This window comes from Streptomyces sp. NPDC025651, assembly GCF_055558735.1.
Window position 1 is genome coordinate 186462 of record NZ_JBVHLZ010000013.1, and the last position, 16697, is coordinate 203158.

At 71.4% G+C, this 16697-nt stretch carries 9 protein-coding genes; 8 read left to right on the plus strand and 1 reads right to left on the minus strand.

The genetic code is table 11. From position 1 onward, the window contains the following. Positions 1-124 precede the first annotated feature (124 nt). Entirely contained in the window at positions 125-1459 is a 1335-nt protein-coding gene (gene gabT / locus ACZ4D5_RS36585; RefSeq protein ID WP_467776784.1) for a 4-aminobutyrate--2-oxoglutarate transaminase, read from the minus strand. 274 nt (positions 1460-1733) lie between these two features. On the opposite strand from gabT, the gene ACZ4D5_RS36590 reads away from it, so the two are divergent. From ACZ4D5_RS36590 to ispG, 8 genes are all read left to right on the plus strand, one after another. Further along, positions 1734-4121 (plus strand): ATP/GTP-binding protein, encoded by a 2388-nt coding sequence (locus tag ACZ4D5_RS36590; protein ID WP_467776785.1) that lies wholly within the window; start codon positions 1734-1736, stop codon positions 4119-4121. Positions 4122-4288: 167 nt separating this feature from the next. Beyond that, the gene (locus tag ACZ4D5_RS36595) at positions 4289-5980 is read left to right on the plus strand and encodes a PucR family transcriptional regulator ligand-binding domain-containing protein (RefSeq protein ID WP_467776786.1); all 1692 of its coding nucleotides are present in this window, start codon (positions 4289-4291) and stop codon (positions 5978-5980) included. Between the two features lie 270 nt (positions 5981-6250). Beyond that, entirely contained in the window at positions 6251-7696 is a 1446-nt protein-coding gene (locus ACZ4D5_RS36600; protein ID WP_467776787.1) for an aldehyde dehydrogenase family protein, read from the plus strand. Positions 7697-7917: 221 nt separating this feature from the next. Then, entirely contained in the window at positions 7918-9855 is a 1938-nt protein-coding gene (locus ACZ4D5_RS36605) for an acyl-CoA dehydrogenase family protein (protein WP_467776788.1), read from the plus strand. A gap of 149 nt (positions 9856-10004) precedes the next feature. Further along, positions 10005-12701 (plus strand): preprotein translocase subunit SecA, encoded by a 2697-nt coding sequence (gene secA / locus ACZ4D5_RS36610; protein WP_467776825.1) that lies wholly within the window; start codon positions 10005-10007, stop codon positions 12699-12701. Between the two features lie 77 nt (positions 12702-12778). Further along, the gene (dxr, locus tag ACZ4D5_RS36615) at positions 12779-14047 is read left to right on the plus strand and encodes a 1-deoxy-D-xylulose-5-phosphate reductoisomerase (RefSeq protein WP_467776789.1); all 1269 of its coding nucleotides are present in this window, start codon (positions 12779-12781) and stop codon (positions 14045-14047) included. Beyond that, the gene (locus ACZ4D5_RS36620; protein WP_467776790.1) at positions 14044-15345 is read left to right on the plus strand and encodes a M50 family metallopeptidase; all 1302 of its coding nucleotides are present in this window, start codon (positions 14044-14046) and stop codon (positions 15343-15345) included. The genes dxr and ACZ4D5_RS36620 overlap by 4 nt, the downstream gene beginning before the upstream one ends. A gap of 191 nt (positions 15346-15536) precedes the next feature. Then, positions 15537-16694 (plus strand): flavodoxin-dependent (E)-4-hydroxy-3-methylbut-2-enyl-diphosphate synthase, encoded by a 1158-nt coding sequence (ispG, locus tag ACZ4D5_RS36625; RefSeq protein WP_467776791.1) that lies wholly within the window; start codon positions 15537-15539, stop codon positions 16692-16694. The last annotated feature ends 3 nt before the right edge of the window (positions 16695-16697 follow it).

Consider the following 16697-nt stretch of genomic DNA (forward strand, 5'->3'; position numbering starts at 1 on the left):
ACACGCCCCGACGGTCACCCCAGGTCACGTCTCCCTCACCGCGCGGGGTCCACACACGTCAGGGCGGGTTCCGCCGTTGCGGAGCCCGCCCCGAGGCGTGTCCGGCCGATCGGACGCGGCTGGATCAGACGCGGGCGAAGGCGCCCTCGATGATGTCCAGGCCCTCGTTCAGCAGGTCGTCGCCGATGACCAGCGGCGGCAGGAAGCGCAGGACGTTGCCGTACGTGCCGCAGGTGAGGACGAGCAGCCCCTCCGCGTGGCAGGCCTTGGCGAGGGCCGCGGTGGCCTCCGGGTTCGGCTCCTTGGTCGTACGGTCCTTGACCAGCTCGATGGCGATCATCGCGCCGCGGCCGCGGATGTCGCCGATGATGTCGAACTTCTCGGCCATGGCCGCGAGGCGGGCCTTCATCGTCGACTCGATCGCCTTCGCCTTGGCGTTGAGGTCGAGCTCCTTCATGGTCTCGATGGCGCCGAGCGCACCGGCGCAGGCCACCGGGTTGCCGCCGTAGGTGCCGCCGAGGCCGCCCGCGTGCGCGGCGTCCATGATCTCGGCGCGGCCGGTGACCGCGGCGAGCGGCAGGCCACCGGCGATGCCCTTGGCGGTCGTGATCAGGTCAGGGACGATGCCCTCGTCCTCGCACGCGAACCACTGACCGGTGCGGCAGAAGCCGGACTGGATCTCGTCGGCGACGAAGACGATGCCGTTGTCGTTTGCGAACTTCACGATCTCGGGCAGGAAGCCCTTGGCCGGCTCGATGAAGCCGCCCTCGCCGAGCACCGGCTCGATGATGATCGCGGCGACGTTGTCGGCGCCGACCTGCTTGTTGATCATGTCGATGGCCTGCTTGGCGGCCTCGGGACCGGCGTTCTCGGCGCCGGTCGGCCAGCGGTAGCCGTAGGCGACCGGGACGCGGTAGACCTCGGGCGCGAACGGGCCGAAGCCGTGCTTGTACGGCATGTTCTTCGCCGTCAGCGCCATCGTGAGGTTGGTGCGGCCGTGGTAGCCGTGGTCGAAGACGACGACGGCCTGGCGCTTGGTGTGCGCGCGGGCGATCTTGACGGCGTTCTCGACGGCCTCGGCGCCGGAGTTGAACAGCGCCGACTTCTTCTCGTGGTCACCCGGCGTGAGCTCGGCGAGCGCCTCGGCGACGGCGACGTAGCCCTCGTACGGCGTGACCATGAAACAGGTGTGGGTGAAGTCCGCCAGCTGCGCGGAGGCGCGGCGCACCACGGCCTCGGCGGAGGCGCCGACGGAGGTCACGGCGATGCCGGAGCCGAAGTCGATCAGACGGTTGCCGTCGACGTCCTCGATGATGCCGCCGCCGGCGCGCGCCGCGAAGACGGGCAGCACGGAGCCCACGCCACCGGCGACCACGGCGGTACGGCGGGCCTGCAGCTCCTGCGACTTCGGACCGGGGATGGCGGTGACGACGCGGCGCTCCTGCGGGATGTCGCTCATGCGGGGCTCCTGATTCTGGGGTTGGACGGCTGCCCCGGGGCTGATTCCGGTTTCGCCTGGTTCTTCGGGGGGTTTCCTCGCAGATTAGGGGCGGGGCACGGAGCCGGTCATGCTCCATCGGGGTGGGGTTGCCCCGCGGCGTTGTCCGACTTGGACACATGCCGGTGCCCCGCCGACCGCACCGACCGGGCGCGTAACCGGTGAACTCCCCTCCGGGGGGCACTAGATTGACCCCGGATCGACGGACGGACCGGCAGGTCAGGGGGCAAGGGCGATGGACACCGAGGGCACGCACGGGGCACGCGACGGGCGGCGGGCGGCGCCGGTGCCGCGCCCGGCTCCGCCGGCCGTCCCCGCCGCCCCCGCCACACCGCCGATGCCCCGGCAGCCGCCCGGCGCCGAGCTCTCCTCCTCCGTCGCCGACTGGCTCGCCGCGCCCCGCCCGAAGACCGGGCCCGGCATCTGGCGCTTCGGCTACGAGCCCCCGGCCGCGCCCGCCCCCGAGGGCACCGACCGGCGCCTCGTCGTCGGCATGGTGATCTCCGCCGTGCTCGGCCTGCTGTTCTGGTCGCTGTGGCGGCAGGGCAGCATCCCCTACCAGTGGGCCGTCCTGAAGCTGTTCACGCCGGGGGACTGGTGGTGGGCCGGCAGCGCCCAGCCCAAGGGGTGGCAGGGCGGGGAAGCCAAGGTCGTCTACGACGGAGTGGTCTTCGGCGCCGTGGTCTACGCGGTGGGACGGCTCGGCGCCTGGCCCGACGCGATCCAGCACTTCGTGGTGCGGCGCCCGCAGCCGGCCCGCTCCGTGCTCGCCTCGGTCATGGCGGTCGGCGTCCTGCTCTTCGTCTGGCCGAGCGCCCTCGGGCTCGACATGCGGCCGCTGCCCGTCGTCGACCCCGTCCTGTCCCTGATCGTCCTCGTCTCGGGTGGCTACGAGGCCCTCACCTCGCCCGTGGTCACCGACGCCGTGTACGCGCTGGTCACGCTCGCCGTGCTGCTGCCCTTCGCCCGGATCGGCGGCTGGTGGCAGGCCATCCGCGAGAGCAGGTCCGCCCCGGCGCGGCGGCCCGCGGCCCCGCCCCGCCCCGCCGACGCCCCGACCCGCGCCCACTGGCCCGAACTGCGCGCCGCGGGCCACGACAAGGCCGCCGACCTGCTCTCCGCCGAACTGCTCGGCGGGCGCATGAACGACGTCGACTGCGCCCGCGTCACCCACGCCTGGCGCGCCGCCGCCCCCGACCCGGGTGCCCTCGCCACCTTCGTGGACACCGTCGCCAGGAACGGCGCCGCCTCCTGGACGCACCCCTCCGGCCAGCGCGACCTGCCCGCCCGCACCGCCACCCACGACCTGCTGGTGAGCCAGGTCAGGATCGGCCGCTACGCCCGGGACGAGCGCAACCCCCATGCCGTGCGCGGCTGCTACGCCGCGCTCGACCCCGCCGTCCTCGGCACCTCGCTGCTCGCCGTGGGCCCCTCCGGCGCGGGCAAGACCGGACGGCTCATGCGGCCCCTCGCCGAGTCGCTCGCCCTGGGTGCCCTCACCGGGCGGTGCGCGGTCGTCGCCGTGTGCGCGGCGGGCACGGCCCTCGGCGCCGACGACGCGTACGACGTCGTGGTCAAGCCCGGCGACCCGGCGTCCGTCCACGACATCGACCTGTACGCGGACTGCGCCGACGCGGACGAGGCGGCCGCCTTCCTCGCCGAGGGCCTAATCGGCGACCTGGAGGCCGTCGACACACAGCGCGCCGCCACCGCCCTCGCCCAACTGCTCGGCCCCTACCGCGCCCTGCACGGACGCTTCCCCTCCGTCCCCGTGCTGCGCGAACTGCTCGAAGGGGACCCCGCGGGTCTCGCCGCACTCCAGGCGGGCCTCGCCACCGGCGAGCACGCCGCGATGCGCCGCGAACTGGACGCCCGAGTCCGCCAGTCCGGCACCCCCAACGACCCGGGGCCGGCGCTCGCCGACCGGATCGCGCTCCTCGACCGGCCCGCCTTCGCCGACTTCTTCGACCCGGACGGCCAGGGGCGCCCCTTCTCGATGCGGGCCGTCGCCCACCACCCGCTGCGGGTCAGGATCGACCTGCCCGAGCAGGGCCACGAGGAGGCCTCGCGGCTGCTCGCCCGGCTGCTGCTCGCCCAGTTCGCGTACGTGGCGCGCGGCCGCGCCCGGCGGCGGCACTTCGCCTGTCTGGTCCTCGACGACGCCGCGCGCACCCTGACCGCCGAGAGCGTGCGCGCCATCCAGCGGCTGCGGTCGCTGAACGCGGGCGTCGTGCTCGGCCTGCGCACCGTCGGCGAGGTGCCCGAACCGCTCCAGGGCCCGCTGTACGCGGCGGTCGGCTGCCGGATGGCGTTCTCCGGCGTGACGACCTGGGACGGACGCCGCTTCACCGAGGCGTGGGGCACCGAGTGGATCGAGACGAAGGAAGTCGCCCAGCACACCGTCTTCGCCGACCAGCCGGTGACCCGGGCGCTGCACTCGCTGCGCAAGCTGGTCACCGGCAAGGCGGTCACGACGGACGCCGTCACCGTCCGCAAGGTCGAGCGCGAACGCTGGTCGGCCTCCGACCTCGCCCACTCCCTGCCGCCCGGCCACGCCGTGCTCTCGCTGACCACGGTCGACGGCGAGCACGCGCCGCCGCTCCTGGTGGATCTCCGGGGGTAGGGCGCCTTCGGTCACGTACGCCGCCTTCCGTCGTGTGGGCACCGTACGGTGAGGCAGAATCGACACAGGTCGTTCATACGGACCGGCCAAAAGATCCACATCCCGGCGCCCGGGCCCCCGGGGTGCCGGGCGTCCGCCGCCCCGCCCGCCGCAGACCTGAAGGTCCCATGCCGCCCACGCTCGCCTCGCTCGTCCACCACTCCGCGCTCAAGCTGACCGTGCGGGCGGGCGAGGAACGCCTGGACACCCCCGTCCGCTGGGCCCACGCCAGTGAACTCGCCGACCCCGTGCCCTACATGGAGGGCGGCGAGCTCCTGCTGATCACCGCGCTCAAGCTGGACGCGGAGGACCCGGAGGCCATGCGCCGCTATGTGAAGCGGCTCGCGGGAGCAGGGGTCGTCGGGCTCGGCTTCGCCGTCGGCGTGCACTACCCCGACATCCCCGAGGCCCTGCTCGACGCCGCCACCGAAGCCGACCTGCCGCTCATCGAGGTGCCCCGGCGCACGCCGTTCCTCGCCATCAGCAAGGCCGTCTCCGCCGCCATCGCCGCCGAGCAGTACCGCGCGGTGACCGCGGGTTTCGCCGCCCAGCGCGAACTGACGAAGCAGGCGCTGAGCGACGGCCCCGAAGGGCTCCTGCTCGCCCTCGCCGGACAGGTCGACGGCTGGGCCGCGCTCTACGACGCGTCCGGCGCCGTCGTCGCCACCGCCCCCGAGTGGGCCTCGCGCCGGGCCGCCCGCCTCACCGCCGACGTCGAACGCCTCAGGGAGCGCCCCGCCCCCGCCAGCTCCGTCGTCGCGGGCGCGGACGACCGCGTCGAGCTGCACTCGCTGGGCACCGGACGCAGGCCGCGCGCCGCGCTCGCCGTCGGCACGGCAGCGGCCCTCGGCACCGCCGAGCGGTACGCGGTGCACTCCGCCGTGGCCCTGCTGACCCTGACCACGGAGCGCTCCCGCTCGCTGCACGCCGCCGAGCAGCGCATCGGCGCCGCCGTGCTGCGGATGCTGCTCGCGGGGGAGCCCGACCACGCGCGGACCGTCGCCGGGGACCTGTACGGCGGGCTCCTCGACGCCCCCTTCCGCCTCGTCGTCGCGGAGGTGGCGTCCGCGTCGGCGGCACGGGTGCGGGCGGGTGCGGAGAGCTCCGTGCCCGAGGCCGAGGAGCCCCAGGAGGCGGCACTGCCCGCGGCCGTGGTCCTCGCGGCGGCCGGTGCCACCGGCACCGATCCGCTGGCCGCGCTCGTCGACGTCGTCGAGGCCGCGGCCGCACGCTCCGGCGAGGCCCTGCTCGTGGTCCCGTACGGGGAACGGCTCGTGCTGCTCGCGGTGGACGGCGGCGCCGGAGTGCGGGCGTGCGCGGAGTACGCGGCGGCGCTGGAGGCAGGCCGGGGCACCGCGCCCCGCGAGGCCACCGCCTCCGGCGAGGAGGCCGAGCTGGTGATGGGGCTCTCCGCACCGGCCGGGCCGATCGCCGCGGCCAGCGCGTACAAGCAGGCGGAACAGGCGCTGTCCGTGGCGCGGCGGCGCGGCCGTGCCCTCGTCGAGCACGAGGAACTGGCCGCCGGTTCCGTTCTGCCGCTGCTCGCGGACGACGCGGTGCGGGCGTTCGCGGACGGCCTCCTGAGGGCGCTGCACGAGCACGACGCGACCGGCCGCGGCGACCTCGTCGCCTCGCTGCGGGCCTGGCTCTCCCGGCACGGCCAGTGGGACGCGGCGGCCGCGGACCTCGGCGTCCACCGGCACACCCTGCGGTACCGCATGCGCAGGGTCGAGGAGATCCTCGGCCGCTCCCTGGACGACCCGGACGTGCGCATGGAGCTGTGGCTTTCCCTGAAGGCGACGTCGATGGGCTCGGACTGACGGGGCTCCGTAAGGGGCGCGGGGCTGTGACATGTGCGGCTCCGCCGCGTGGGCGCGACCAGCCCTCACCGGCCTGCAGCCCCAAGAACGCCCCCCTCCGGGGACCAGCCCCCACCAGCCCGCAGCCCAGGACCACACCCCCGCCCCATACAAACCGGTGCGGGCCCAGGGGCCAGTACTCCGTGCCGGACAAACGCCAGCCCCTTCCCCTGCCCCTACGGTGAGGGACGTACCCCCAGACACACCTCCGCGGAAGGGCCGGGAATCGACATGACTTCCATCCACGCCTTCTGGCTCGCCGGTCGCCAGACCACCGGCGAGACCACCTTCGACGTCACCTCTCCCTGGGACGGGCGGCTCGTCGGCAAGGCCGCCGTCCCGACCGACGCCCAGGTCGAGGAGGCCGTCGCCGCCGCGTACGCCGTGCGCGAGGAGTTCGCCGCGACCCCGGCCCACGTCCGCGCCGCCGCCCTCACCCATGTGTCGAACCGCCTGGTCGAGCGCACCGAGGAGATCGCCCAGCTGATCTCCGCCGAGAACGGCAAGCCGATCAAGTGGGCCCGCGGCGAGCTCGGCCGCGCGATCTCCGTCTTCCGGTTCGCCGCGGAGGAGGCCCGCCGGTTCAACGGCGGCGAGGCCCAGCGCCTGGACACCGACGCGGGCGGCCAGGGCCGCCTCGCCCTGACCCGCCGCTTCCCCAAGGGCGTCGTCCTCGGCATCGCGCCGTTCAACTTCCCGCTGAACCTCTGCGCGCACAAGATCGCCCCGGCCATCGCCGTCGGCGCGCCGATCATCCTCAAGCCGGCCCCGGCCACCCCGCTCTCCGGCCTGATCCTCGGCGAGCTCCTCGCCGAGACCGACCTGCCGGCCGGCGCCTGGAGCATCCTGCCGGTCGCCAACGACAAGATGCCCGCCCTCGTCCAGGACGAGCGGATGCCGGTCATCTCCTTCACGGGTTCCGAGAAGGTCGGTTACGCGATCATGGACTCGGTGCCGCGCAAGCACTGCACCCTGGAGCTCGGCGGCAACGGCGCGGCCGTCGTCCTCGGCGACTACTCCTCGGACGAGGACCTCGACTGGGCGGCCTCGCGCATCGCGACGTTCTCCAACTACCAGGGCGGCCAGTCCTGCATCTCCGTGCAGCGGGTCATCGCGGACGCCTCCGTGTACGACCGGCTCGTGCCGCGCGTGATCAAGGCCGTCGAGGCCCAGGTCACCGGCGACCCGTCCGACCCGGCGACCGAGGTCGGCCCGCTGGTCAGCGAGGACGCCGCCAAGCGCGTGGAGTCCTGGGTCGACGAGGCCGCGAAGGCGGGCGCCAAGGTCCTCACCGGCGGCAAGCGCGACGGCGCCTCCTACGCGCCGACCGTGCTCGCCGACGTACCGGCCGACGTGACCATCGCCTGCGAGGAGGTCTTCGGCCCCGTCCTCACCCTCAAGAAGGTGGACGGCGAGGAAGAGGCGTTCGCCGCCGTCAACGACTCCAAGTACGGCCTCCAGGCGGGCGTGTTCACGCACGACCTGCAGGTCGCCTTCCGCGCGCACCGCGCCCTGGAGGTCGGCGGCGTGGTCATCGGCGACGCCCCGTCCTACCGCGCCGACCAGATGCCGTACGGCGGCGTCAAGCAGTCCGGCGTGGGCCGCGAGGGCGTGGCCTTCGCCATGGCCGACTACACGTACGAGCGCGTCATGGTCCTCACGGGCCTCGACCTGTAGGCGCCGGGTCCCCGAGGACGACGGCCGGAGCCCACTGTGCGGGGGCTCCGGCCGTTCTCGTACGCGTACGCGGGGGCGCTCTGCGCCGAACGCTGCGCGAGGACTGGTGGGGTCGGGACGAATCGGGTACCAACGATCCAGTAGCACCAGTCAGTAACCGACCGGGTCAAGATCGGGCCAACCGGTCCGACGGCCCCACTCCGCGGCGAGGTGAGCTCCTCATGTCCGCACCAACCCCCAAACCGTCCGTGAGCGAACGCGAGGCCCGGCAGGTCGCCGAGGCCGCCCGCGAGCAGGACTGGCGCAAGCCCAGCTTCGCCAAGGAACTCTTCCTCGGCCGCTTCAGGCTCGACCTGATCCACCCGCATCCGATGCCGCCCGACGAGGACGCGCAGCGCGGCGAGGAGTTCCTCGCCAAGCTCCGCGACTTCTGCGAGACGAAGATCGACTCGGCCCGCATCGAGCGCGAGGCGAAGATCCCCGACGAGGTGATCAAGGGCCTCAAGGAGCTCGGCGCGCTCGGCATGAAGATCGACACGAAGTACGGCGGGCTCGGCCTCACGCAGGTCTACTACAACAAGGCCCTCGCCCTGGTCGGCTCCGCGAACCCCGCGATCGGCGCGCTGCTCTCCGCGCACCAGTCGATCGGCGTGCCGCAGCCCCTGAAGATCTTCGGCACACAGGAGCAGAAGGACGCCTTCCTGCCGCGGTGCGCCCGCACCGACATCACCGCGTTCCTGCTCACCGAGCCGGACGTCGGCTCCGACCCGGCGCGCCTTGCCACCACGGCGGTGCCCGACGGCGACGACTACGTACTGGACGGCGTGAAGCTGTGGACCACCAACGGCGTCGTCGCCGACCTGCTCGTCGTCATGGCGCGGGTGCCGAAGTCCGAGGGGCACAAGGGCGGCATCACGGCGTTCGTCGTCGAGGCCGCCTCCGAGGGCGTCACCGTCGAGAACCGCAACGCGTTCATGGGCCTGCGCGGCCTGGAGAACGGCGTCACCCGCTTCCACCAGGTCCGCGTCCCGGCCGCCAACCGCATCGGCCCGGAGGGGGCGGGGCTGAAGATCGCCCTGACCACCCTCAACACCGGGCGGCTTTCCCTGCCCGCGATGTGCGTCGGCGCGGGCAAGTGGTGCCTGAAGATCGCCCGCGAGTGGTCGGGCGCCCGGGAGCAGTGGGGCAAACCGGTCGCGTACCACGAGGCCGTCGGCTCGAAGATCTCCTTCATCGCGGCGACGACCTTCGCGCTCGAAGCCGTCCTCGACCTCTCCTCGCAGATGGCCGACGAGGACCGCAACGACATCCGCATCGAGGCGGCCCTCGCCAAGCTGTACGGCTCCGAGATGGCCTGCCTGATGGCCGACGAGCTCGTCCAGATCCGCGGCGGCCGCGGCTTCGAGACCGCCGCGTCCCTCGCCGCCCGCGGCGAACGCGCCGTCCCCGCCGAGCAGGTCCTGCGCGACCTGCGCATCAACCGCATCTTCGAGGGCTCCACGGAGATCATGCACCTGCTGATCGCCCGCGAGGCCGTGGACGCCCACCTCAAGGTCGCGGGCGACCTCATCGACCCCGACACGTCCCTGTCCGACAAGGCGAAGGCGGGCGCGCGGGCGGGCGGCTTCTACGCCCGCTGGCTGCCGAAGCTGGTCGCGGGCCCGGGCCAACTCCCGCGCTCGTACGCGGAGTTCAACCCGGCGGGCCACGCGGACCTCTCCGGCCACCTGCGCTACGTCGAACGCGGCGCCCGCAAGCTGGCCCGCTGCACCTTCTACGCCATGTCCCGCTGGCAGGGGAAGATGGAGACCAAGCAGGGCTTCCTCGGCCGCGTCGTCGACATCGGTGCCGAGCTCTTCGCGATGAGCGCGGCGTGCGTGCGCGCCGAACTCCTGCGCACCACCGAGGAGTACGGCCGCGAGGCGTACCAACTGGCCGACATCTTCTGCCGCCAGTCCCGCATCCGCGTCGACGAGCTCTTCGACCGGCTGTGGACCAACACCGACGAACTGGACCGCAAGGTCGTCAAGGGCGTCCTCTCGGGCACGTACACCTGGCTCGAATCGGGCATCATCGACCCCTCGGGAGACGGACCGTGGATCGCGGAAGCGGCCCCCGGCCCCTCGAAACACGAGAACGTCCACCGCCCCATTCGCTGAATCCCTTCGCGCGCGCGGCATTCCGCCCCACCCGAAACCGGTCCGCTTGCTGTGAGTTGTGACCCCACCCACAATGGGCGGACCGGCCGGCGAGTCCAGGGGGGATTCCGTTGTCCGTCCTCAAACTGGAACGCCTCACCGGAAAGATCATGCGGGCCGGCGAAGGAAGAATGCTGCGCAGGCTCGAACGCATCAGGGACCAGGTCGACTCCATCGAGGAGGACGTCGAGCGGCTCTCCGACGCCGAACTGCGCGCCCTCACCGACGAGTACAAAGAGCGGTACGCGGAAGGGGAGAGCCTCGACGATCTCCTTCCCGAGGCCTTCGCGACCGTCCGCGAGGCCGCACGACGCACCCTCGGCATGCGCCATTTCGGCGTCCAGGTGATGGGCGGCGCGGCACTCCACCTCGGGAACATCGCCGAAATGCAGACGGGTGAGGGAAAGACCCTCTCCGCGACGCTGCCCGCCTATCTCAACGCCCTCACGGGCAAGGGCGTCCACCTCGTCACGGTCAACGACTACCTGGCCGCGCGCGACGCGGCGTGGATGGGCCGCGCCTATCGTTTCCTCGGCCTGACCGTCGGCGTCATCAAGGCCGACATGAGCCCGGCGGAGCGCCGCGAGGCGTACGGCTGCGACATCACGTACGGCACGAACAACGAATTCGGCTTCGACTACCTGCGCGACAACATGGCCTGGTCGAAGAGCGAACTGGTGCAGCGGGGACACCACTTCGCGATCGTCGACGAGGCGGACTCCATCCTCATCGACGAGGCCCGCACCCCGCTGATCATCTCCGGCCCCGCCGACCAGCCCACGCACTGGTACGGATTCTTCGCCGACGCCGTCAAGAGGATGAAGGGCGTCGCGATCCAGGAGGAGAAGTTCACGACCCCGCAGCGCAAACTCGAACTGGCCGAGCTGCGCACCGCGTACGACTACGAGTACGACCCGAAGAAACGCACCGTCGCCGTCCTCGACAGCGGCGTGGAATTCCTGGAGGACCAGCTCGGCATCGACAACTTCTACGACTCGGCCCACACGTCCCTCATAGGCCAGCTGAACAACGCGCTCAAGGCCAAGGAGCACTTCAAGAAGGACAAGGACTACGTCGTCACGGACGGCGAGGTCCTCATCGTCGACGAGCACACCGGACGCATTCTCGCCGGACGCCGTTACAACGAAGGAATCCACCAGGCGATCGAGGCGAAGGAAGGGGTGACGATCAAGGACGAGAACCAGACGCTCGCCACGATCACCCTGCAGAACTTCTTCCGCCTCTACGAGAAGCTCTCCGGAATGACGGGCACGGCCATGACCGAGGCCGCCGAGTTCCACCAGATCTACAAACTCCACGTGGTGCCCATTCCGACCAACAAGCCGATGGTCCGCGCCGACCGGCCCGATGTCATCTACCGCGACGAGTCCGTGAAATTCGAGGCCGTCGTCGCCGACATCATCGAAAGGCACGACGAGGGCCAGCCGATCCTCGTCGGCACCGTCTCCGTCGAGAAGTCCGAGCACCTCTCCGCGCTCCTGGCCGCGCGCGGCATCCGGCACGAGGTGCTCAACGCCAAGAACCACCGGCGCGAGGCCCAGATCGTCGCGCAGGCAGGCCGCAGGGGAGCCGTCACCGTCGCCACGAACATGGCGGGCCGCGGCACCGACATCATGCTCGGCGGCAACCCCGAGGCCATGGCCGAGGCGGAGCTCAAGGAGCGCGGCCTGACCCCGGAGGAGGCGCCCGACGAGTACCGCGCGGCCCTGGAGCGCATCGAGGCCGAGGCGGCGGCCGAGCACGCCGAGGTCAAGGAGCTCGGCGGCCTCTACGTCCTCGGCACCGAGCGGCACGAGTCGCGCCGCATCGACAACCAGCTGCGCGGCCGCAGCGGCCGCCAGGGCGACCCCGGCCAGTCCCGTTTCTACCTCTCGCTCGGCGACGACCTGATGCGGCTGTTCCGCGCCGAGCTGGTCGAGCGGGTCATGCTGATGGCCAACGTCCCCGACGACGTCCCCATCGAGAACAAGATGGTGACCCGCGCCATCGCCTCCGCGCAGTCCCAGGTCGAGCAGCAGCACTTCGAGACCCGCAAGAACGTCCTCAAGTACGACGAGGTCCTCAACCGCCAGCGCGGCCTGATCTACAAGGAGCGCCGCCGCGTCCTGGAGGGCGAGAACCTCCGCGAGCAGATCCACCACTTCATGGCGGACACCGTCGAGGGGTACGTCGGTGCCGCCACCGCCGAGGGCTTCGCCGAGGAGTGGGACCTGGACCGGCTGTGGAGCGCCTGCCGCCAGCTCTACCCCGTGCGCGTCACCCCCGACGACCTCGACGAGGAGGCGGGCACCCGCGCCGACGTGGGCGCCGACCTCATCCGCGAGGCCCTGACCGACGACATGCACGCGCGCTACGAGGAACGCGAGCGCGAGCTCGGCGAGGACGTCATGCGCGAACTGGAGCGCCGCGTGGTGCTCTCCGTCCTCGACCGCAAATGGCGCGAGCACCTGTACGAGATGGACTACCTCCAGGAGGGCATCTGGATGCGGTCCTACCTCGGAAGGGACCCCCTCTTCGAATTCCAGCGCGAGGGGTACGAGATGTTCGCCGCGATGATGGACGCCATCAAGGAGGAGTCCGTCGGCTACCTGTTCAACCTGGAGGTCAGCGTCGAGCAGCGGGAGCAGCCGGCGCGGGACGCCGTGGAGATCAGCGCCAAGGGCCTCCGGGCCAGGCAGCACGCCGGCCAACTCCACTTCAGCGCGCCCACGATGGACACCGCGGAGGGCGTCATGGAGGGCGACTTCGAGGCGGCGGACGACGGCCCCGCAGACCGCCGCGGGTGACCCGCTCCGCACGCCACGTACGCCACATCGGGGCCCGCCCTGTCGGGGCGGACAGGTCTTGCGGCCACAATGGAGGGATGAGCGACAGCCCATCACCCCTCGCCGACCCGCACCTCGTCTTCGACCCCGACGCCGGGGACGGCCCGCGGGACATCGTGATCCTCGGCTCCACGGGTTCGGTCGGCACCCAGGCCATCGACCTCGTCCAGCGCAACCCCGACCGCTTCCGCGTCACGGCGCTCTCCGCCGCGGGCGGCCGCGTCGGCCTCCTCGCCGAGCAGGCACGTCAGCTGCGGGTGAAGACCGTCGCGGTGGCCCGCGAGGACGCCGTGCCGGCGCTGCGCGAAGCCCTCCGGGGGCAGTACGCCGCGGGGGAGCCGCTCCCCGAGATCCTCGCGGGACCCGACGCCGCCACCGAGGTCGCCGCCGCCGACTCCTCGACGTGTCACACGGTCCTCAACGGCATCACCGGCTCCATCGGCCTCGCGCCGACGCTCGCCGCCCTGGAGGCGGGCCGCACCCTGGCGCTCGCCAACAAGGAATCCCTCATCGTCGGCGGCTCCCTGGTCAAGGCGCTCGCCAAGCCCGGACAGATCATCCCGGTCGACTCCGAGCACGCGGCGCTCTTCCAGGCCCTCGCCGCGGGCACCCGTGCGGACGTGCGCAAGCTGGTCGTCACCGCTTCCGGCGGCCCCTTCCGCGGACGTACGAAGGCCGATCTGGCGAACGTCACCCCCGAGGACGCGCTCGCCCACCCCACCTGGGCCATGGGGCCGGTGATCACGGTCAACTCCGCGACCCTGGTCAACAAGGGCCTGGAGGTCATCGAGGCCCACCTCCTCTACGACATCCCCTTCGACCGCATCGAGGTCGTCGTCCACCCGCAGTCCTACGTGCACTCCATGGTGGAGTTCACCGACGGCTCGACGCTGGCCCAGGCCACCCCGCCCGACATGCGCGGCCCGATCGCCATCGGCATCGGCTGGCCCGAGCGCATCCCCGACGCCGCCCCCGCCTTCGACTGGACGAAGGCGTCGAGCTGGGAGTTCTTCCCCCTCGACAACGACGCGTTCCCGTCGGTCGGGCTCGCCCGGCACGTCGGGGAGCTCGCGGGCACGGCGCCGGCGGTGTTCAATGCCGCCAACGAGGAGTGCGTGGACGCCTTCCTGAAGGGAGCGCTGCCCTTCAACGGCATCATGGAGACGGTGACCGAGGTCGTGGCGGAACACGGCACACCGTCCGCGGGAACTTCCCTGACCGTCGCGGACGTCCTCGAAGCGGAGACCTGGGCGCGCGCTCGGGCGCGTGAACTGGCAGCCAAGACGACCGCGGAGGCTCGTGCATGACGACCTTGATGATGATCCTCGGGATAGTCGTCTTCGTGATCGGGCTGCTCTTCTCGATCGCCTGGCACGAGCTGGGGCACCTGTCGACCGCCAAGTTGTTCGGCATCCGCGTGCCGCAGTACATGGTCGGTTTCGGCCCGACCCTCTTCTCGCGCAAGAAGGGCGACACCGAGTACGGCATCAAGGCGATCCCCCTCGGGGGCTACATCCGCATGATCGGCATGTTCCCGCCGGGCGCGGACGGCCGCATAGAGGCACGGTCCACGTCGCCCTGGCGCGGCATGATCGAGGACGCCCGCTCGGCGGCCTTCGAGGAGCTCGAGCCGGGCGACGAGACCCGCCTCTTCTACACGCGCAAGCCGTGGAAGCGCGTGATCGTCATGTTCGCGGGCCCCTTCATGAACCTGGTCCTCGCCGTGGCGATCTTCCTCGGCGTGATGATGACGTTCGGCATCAGCAGCCAGACGACCCAGGTCAGCAAGGTCTCGGACTGCGTCATCCAGCAGAGCGAGAACCGCTCCAAGTGCGAGAAGGGCGACCAGGCCGCGCCCGCGAAGGCGGCGGGCCTGAAGCCGGGCGACAAGATCGTCGCCTTCCAGGGCGACTCCGTCGACGACTGGTCCACGCTCCAGGCGAAGATCCGCGACACCATCGGCCCGGCCACGATCACGGTCGAGCGCGACGGCAAGCGGCTCGACCTGCACGCGAACCTGATCAAGAACCAGGTCACCAAGACCGACGGCGACGGCGCCTACGTCGAGGGCAAGTACGTGTACGCGGGCTTCCTCGGCTTCACCCCCGCCACCGGCATCGTCCAGCAGTCCTTCGGCGATTCCGTCGAGCGCATGGGCGACATGATGGAGAACGGCGTCGAGTCGATCATCGCCCTGCCGTCCAAGATCCCCGACCTGTGGGACGCGGCGTTCGGTGACGGCGAGCGCAAGCAGGACTCCCCGATGGGCGTGGTCGGCGCGGCCCGCGTCGGCGGCGACGTGTTCACCCTGGACATCCCGCCGGAGAACCAGATCGCGATGATGCTGTTCCTCATCGCGGGCTTCAACCTCTCGCTGTTCCTGTTCAACATGCTGCCCCTGCTGCCGCTGGACGGCGGTCACATCGCGGGCGCCCTGTGGGAGTCCGTGCGCAGGAACGCGGCGAAGGTCATGCGCCGCCCGGACCCGGGCCCGTTCGACGTCGCGAAGCTGATGCCGGTCGCCTATGTGGTGGCGGGGATCTTCATCTGTTTCACGATTCTGGTACTGATCGCGGACGTCGTGAACCCGGTGAGAATTTCCTGACGGGAACGTCCCGGTTACGAGAAGTTTGCGGCGGCCCGGCACTCTATGTGGCGGGCCGCCCACCATTGGGTGGACTTCCGGACGTGATGTGCCCGTGCCCCATGGGGTGCCGTAATCTCGAAGCCTGGAGCCCGCCGATCTCGGGACTCGATTCACACCTTGTGATCCACACTCTTGGGGATGCTCGCCAGATGACTGCCGTATCGCTCGGAATCCCGTCCGTACCGACCAAGCTTGCCGACCGCAGGGTCAGCCGCAAGATCCAGGTCGGTTCGGTGGCCGTAGGTGGGGACGCACCGGTCTCGGTCCAGTCGATGACCACGACGCGTACCTCCGACATCGGCGCCACGCTCCAGCAGATCGCCGAGCTGACGGCCTCGGGCTGTCAGATCGTGCGCGTCGCCTGCCCCACGCAGGACGACGCGGACGCGCTTGCGACGATCGCGCGGAAGTCCCAGATCCCGGTGATCGCGGACATCCATTTCCAGCCGAAGTACGTCTTCGCGGCGATCGACGCCGGGTGCGCGGCGGTCCGCGTCAACCCGGGCAACATCAAGCAGTTCGACGACAAGGTCAAGGAGATCGCGAAGGCCGCCAAGGACGCGGGCACGCCGATCCGCATCGGCGTCAACGCCGGCTCCCTGGACGCCCGCCTCCTGAAGAAGTACGGCAAGGCGACGCCCGAGGCCCTGGTCGAGTCGGCCCTCTGGGAGGCCTCCCTCTTCGAGGAGCACGACTTCCGGGACATCAAGATCTCGGTGAAGCACAACGACCCGGTGGTCATGGTCAACGCCTACCGCCAGCTGGCCGCCCAGTGCGACTACCCCCTGCACCTCGGCGTGACGGAGGCGGGCCCGGCCTTCCAGGGCACGATCAAGTCGGCGGTGGCCTTCGGCGCGCTGCTCTCCGAGGGCATCGGCGACACGATCCGCGTCTCCCTCTCCGCGCCCCCCGCGGAGGAGATCAAGGTCGGCATCCAGATCCTGGAGTCCCTCAACCTCCGCCAGCGCCGCCTGGAGATCGTCTCCTGCCCGTCCTGCGGCCGCGCCCAGGTCGACGTCTACAAGCTGGCCGAAGAGGTCACCGCGGGCCTGGACGGCATGGAGGTCCCGCTCCGCGTCGCCGTCATGGGCTGCGTCGTGAACGGCCCGGGCGAGGCCCGCGAGGCCGACCTCGGCGTCGCCTCCGGCAACGGCAAGGGCCAGATCTTCGTCAAGGGCGAGGTCATCAAGACGGTCCCCGAGTCCAAGATCGTCGAGACGCTCATCGACGAGGCGATGAAGATCGCCGAGGAGATGGAGAAGAACGGCGTGATGTCGGGCGAGCCGACGGTCTCGGTGGCGGGCTGACCC